Source organism: Sphingobium sp. C100 (assembly GCF_000508185.1).
In the GTDB taxonomy this organism is placed as follows: Bacteria; Pseudomonadota; Alphaproteobacteria; order Sphingomonadales; family Sphingomonadaceae; genus Sphingobium.
The window spans coordinates 1-4261 of sequence record NZ_AYOY01000062.1; the positions used below are offsets into that span (position 1 = coordinate 1).

Annotated in this window: 4 protein-coding genes and 1 pseudogene; 1 reads left to right on the forward strand and 4 read right to left on the reverse strand. The window is 64.9% G+C overall.

The genetic code is table 11. The annotated features are described in order from the left end of the window. A pseudogene (locus C100_RS30505) lies at window positions 1–188 on the reverse strand (hypothetical protein); the annotation flags it as partial. A 116-nt stretch (window positions 189–304) separates the two neighbouring features. Between C100_RS30505 and glpX the strand changes: the two are divergent. Beyond that, on the forward strand, window positions 305–1291 hold the full coding sequence (gene glpX, locus C100_RS30510; RefSeq protein WP_031308808.1) for a class II fructose-bisphosphatase: 987 nt from the start codon (window positions 305–307) through the stop codon (window positions 1289–1291). A 48-nt stretch (window positions 1292–1339) separates the two neighbouring features. On the opposite strand, the gene C100_RS30515 is transcribed toward glpX, so the two are convergent. The 3 genes from C100_RS30515 to C100_RS30525 form a co-directional block, all read right to left on the reverse strand. Continuing rightward, window positions 1340–1717: a MerC domain-containing protein gene (locus tag C100_RS30515; protein ID WP_031308809.1), complete on the reverse strand. Its 378-nt coding sequence runs from the start codon at window positions 1715–1717 to the stop codon at window positions 1340–1342. Between the two features lie 75 nt (window positions 1718–1792). Further along, the gene (locus C100_RS30520; protein ID WP_031308810.1) at window positions 1793–3577 is read right to left on the reverse strand and encodes a sensor domain-containing diguanylate cyclase; all 1785 of its coding nucleotides are present in this window, start codon (window positions 3575–3577) and stop codon (window positions 1793–1795) included. Between the two features lie 39 nt (window positions 3578–3616). Beyond that, the coding region (locus C100_RS30525; protein WP_024018837.1) for an FGGY-family carbohydrate kinase at window positions 3617–4261 on the reverse strand (645 nt) is incomplete at its 5' end.

Consider the following 4261-nt stretch of genomic DNA (forward strand, 5'->3'; position numbering starts at 1 on the left):
CGCGGCAGCGGCAGACGCTCGCGCGCGTTGCGCTCGGCCCGGTTTCCGCACACGACGATGCCGCCGCCGCTCCGGTCGCACGGCTTCACCACTTGCGTCCGGACGCGATAGGCGGCCATCAATTCATCCTCTTCCGCCGCCAGGGCGCACACCGGCAGCAGGAGCGGACAAAGGGGCAGAAAGCGCAAGATCCGCATTGGTGGAGAGCAGATCATCCAATCATGACCAGATCATGGCGGGCGCTCGACAAGGGCCGACGGACGGCCTATCCGCTTCGTCAAAGCAAAAGGGCAGAGGAAAAATGATGGAGCAGGCAAGCTCGATTCTGGACCGCGTGCTGGTTCTGGAAATGGTCCGCGTGACCGAAGCCGCTGCGATCGCCGCGTCGAGGCTTATCGGCCGGGGCGACGAGAAAGCCGCAGACGCCGCCGCCGTCGAAGCCATGCGCATGGCGTTCAACGACCTTTATATGGACGGCACCGTCGTCATCGGCGAAGGCGAGCGGGACGAAGCGCCGATGCTTTATATCGGTGAGAAGGTCGGCAACGCGATCGGCAAAGGGCCGAAGATCGACATCGCGCTCGACCCGCTGGAAGGCACCACCATCACCGCCAAGGCCGGCCCTAACGCGCTCTCCGTGCTGGCCATCGCGGAAGAAGGCGGCCTGCTGAACGCGCCGGACGTTTATATGGAGAAGCTGGCGATCGGCCCCGGCTATCCCGAAGGCGTCATCGATCTGGACCGGTCGGCGAAGGAAAACGTCAATGCGGTTGCCGCCGCCAAGGGCGTCGAGCCGCACGAGATCATCGTCTGCGTCCTGGACCGGCCCCGCCACGAAAAGCTGATCGCCGAACTGCGCGCCATCGGCTGCGGCATCATGCTGATCCCCGATGGCGATGTCGCCGGGGTGATCGCCACCACCGACCCGGAAACCACGATCGACATATATATGGGATCTGGCGGCGCGCCGGAGGGTGTGCTGGCCTGCGCGGCGCTCCGCTGCGTCGGCGGGCAGTTCAAGGGGCGGCTGCTATTCCGCAACGAGGATGAGAAGCAGCGCGCCCGCAAATGGGGCATCACCGATTTCGACAAAATCTATGACCTGAGCGATCTGGCGAAGGGCGACTGCATCTTTGCGGCGACCGGCGTGACCGACGGATCGCTGCTCGACGGGGTCAAGCGCCTGCCGGGGGGCAAGCTGACGACCGAAAGCGTGGTCATGCGCGCCAGCACCGGCACCGTGCGCTGGGTGAAGGGCGAGCATAAGGTCGGGCCGAAGAAGATCGCCTGAGACGATCCGACGCGGATTGGGGCGCATTCAACCCAGATGGCCTGGCCGCTATCGGCCGGCGCGATGGTTGAGGTCATGCCCCAAGGCCAGGATGCCAACGCCGATTAGCGTATAGACGCTTTCCTGCAAGCCATGATCCATGGTCAGCGCCCCGGCCATGACGCCCAGGCCCAGGGAGCCGATCGCCGCCGGCATCATGAAGCCGTGGACGATCGCGCCATGGCCCAGCGCGACAGCGCCAAGCAGGATCGCCAAGGCAAGCCCGGCCTCATGAAAGATCGGGCTTTCGAAAATGCCGCCGGCCGAAGCGAGCAGGCCGAGCACGACCGCGGTGATGAAACAATGGGCGACGCATAGCCCCGACAGCGCGATCGCAAAGCGATCGAGTCGTCCGGTCAAAAGGGCTTGGCGAAAATTCTGCGACATGATCGCCGCTACATAGAGCAGCAATTTGTAAGTTACAACATAACATGCGGATAATTTCCGCCGTGCCAGCGCAAATCAGGCTGCGAGGCGCAGGCAGTTCCGGCCGCTATGCTTGGCGTGATAAAGCGCCTTGTCGGCCGCTTCCAGCATCGCTGAGCGAGTCGACCGGCCGTCGAGTTCCGCAAGGCCGGCACTGAAGGTGATGCTAATCGCTTCACCACGGTCATTGACATCAATCGGCGCCGCCAGCCGCGCCCGCAGTCGTTCGCACATCAGGCTGGCGCCATGGCTGTCGCAATCCACCAGCAAAATGGCGAATTCCTCCCCGCCCAGCCGTCCGATGCTATCGAAGTTGCGCAGCTCGGGGCGCAATCGCTGCACGAAGCCGCTCAGCACGCGGTCGCCCGCATTGTGGCCATAGCGGTCGTTCACCAACTTGAAATGATCAAGGTCGATCAGCAACAGGCTGGACCGGGCGCCCTGCAAGGCGCGCTCCATTTCCGCATCCAGCTTTTCGAGGAAGGCGCGCCGGCTGTCGGCCCCTGTCAACGAATCGCGCGCGGCCACCTGTTGCAGCGCGCGCTGGCGCGCCTTGTGCCGGGATATGTCGCGGATCATGCTGACGACGCCATGGGACTGGCCCCGTTCATCGACCACGGCGCGGCTCACCATTTCGCAACATTCAAGGTCGCTGGACGCCAGCAGCGGGCGGAATTCCACCTTGTGGACCGAGCCGGGTTGCGCCATCGCCTGGCGATGCACGGCGATCACGGCCGCGCGATCCTGCGGATCAACGAGATTCGCGGCGGCCTGGCCGACGAGCAGGTCGGGTGCGCAGCCAATCTGCTCCAGCGCCGAGGGCGAGGCATATTCGATGATCCCGTCCATGCTGATGTCGAGCACCACATCGCCGCTATGTTCGGCGATGGCGCGGAACCGCGATTCGCTTTCCTGGAGCATCTGAAACAGGCGGCGGCGTCCGTTCAGTTCGGCGGCGACCGGCATCGACAGCAGGAAACTGAGCGCCAGATAGAATTGAAAGGCCTGGACCCGCTCCCCGAGCGACGCGGGAATGATCATCAACGGCCCGGTGCCCGACATGGTTGCCATGCCGCCGATCAGCGCCAGGATGACGATGGAAGCGGCCGCGCCGATATGCCCCACGCGAAAGGCGATCAGGACCAGCGGCAACAGCGGCGCGAACAGCATCGGATAGCGCGCCCAGTAGAAGATATGCACGGTGACCAGCGTGAACAGCGCCAAGAGCGCCAACGCCTCGATCTTCGTAGCGGTCGGCGTCTCGCGCATCCAGCGCCCGAATTCGCCCTGCATCAACAGGATCAGGATGGGCGTGCAGGTCAATCCGCCCAAGGCATGGCCGGTATACCATTGCAGCCAGGACGGCCAGAAACCGACCGGCGTCTGCAACGCAGCGACCGACCCCGCCGCCAGCCCGGTGACGACGTCCGCCACACCACATAGCGCCAGGATGAAGACGACCAACGGGCGCACCGATCCGGTAACGGCCCGATCATTGAGGAAATGGCGGCAGATGACGGCGACGATCAATGCTTCGCCGACATTGATGAGCGCCATCGGCAGCGCGGCGGCCGGCCCCATGCCGAAAATGGCGGTGGCGGCCATGCTGGCCACGCCGCAGGCAAGGATGGCGCGTGGCCAATAAGCGACGCGTGACGTCAGCAACTCCGCCATCAGAAAAGCGTTGGCGCCCCAGATGAAGGCCAGTCCGCCTTCGAAGCGCGAGACCAGGAGCGAGAGCATCGCAGCGACAAAATAGATGCAGCCGGTTGTCACCGGTGCAAATAGAGACTGAGGGCTACGAAGGGTGAACCGCGACATGGTCCGACAAGGCATAGGAGGCTATCCTTAATTTTTTGCTCATAGTCGGACGGCGGAAGCATCAGTCGATGCGGTGAGGAGCACGGACCAGGCACGCAAACGATCCGCCCGGACGTCGCCCGCCATGGCGGGCAGGAAGCGCTGACGCCCCGGCAACAGCGCCGCCGCATCCTCCAATGTCGCGTGCAGGCCGGCGCCCACCGCCGCGAGGATGGCGGCGCCACGGGCAGTCGTTTCGACATCGGCGGGTCGTTCGACGGGCAGGTCGAGCATATCCGCCATGTCCTGCGCGATCCAGTCATTCGCGCTCATCCCACCGTCGATGCGCAGGTTCGTCCAGGGCGCGCCATCCGCCGCAAAGGCGCCGGCCAGATCATGCAGCTGATGCGCGATCGATTCGAGCGCTGCGCGGACGATATGCGCGCGGGTCGTGCCTTGGGTCAGCCCCGCAATGACGCCGCGCGCTTCGGGCCGCCAGTGCGGCGCGCCCAGCCCTGAAAGCGCGGGCAGCAAGGACACGCCGCCATTGTCCGGCACGGACCGGGCAAGCGCCTCCGTTTCCCCGGCGGAGCGAATCAGACCAAGCTGGTCGCGCAACCACTGGATCAGGCTGCCCGCGACGAAGATCGATCCTTCCAGCGCATAGCGGCGGCGGCCGCCGATCTGGCCCAATATCGTGCCGAG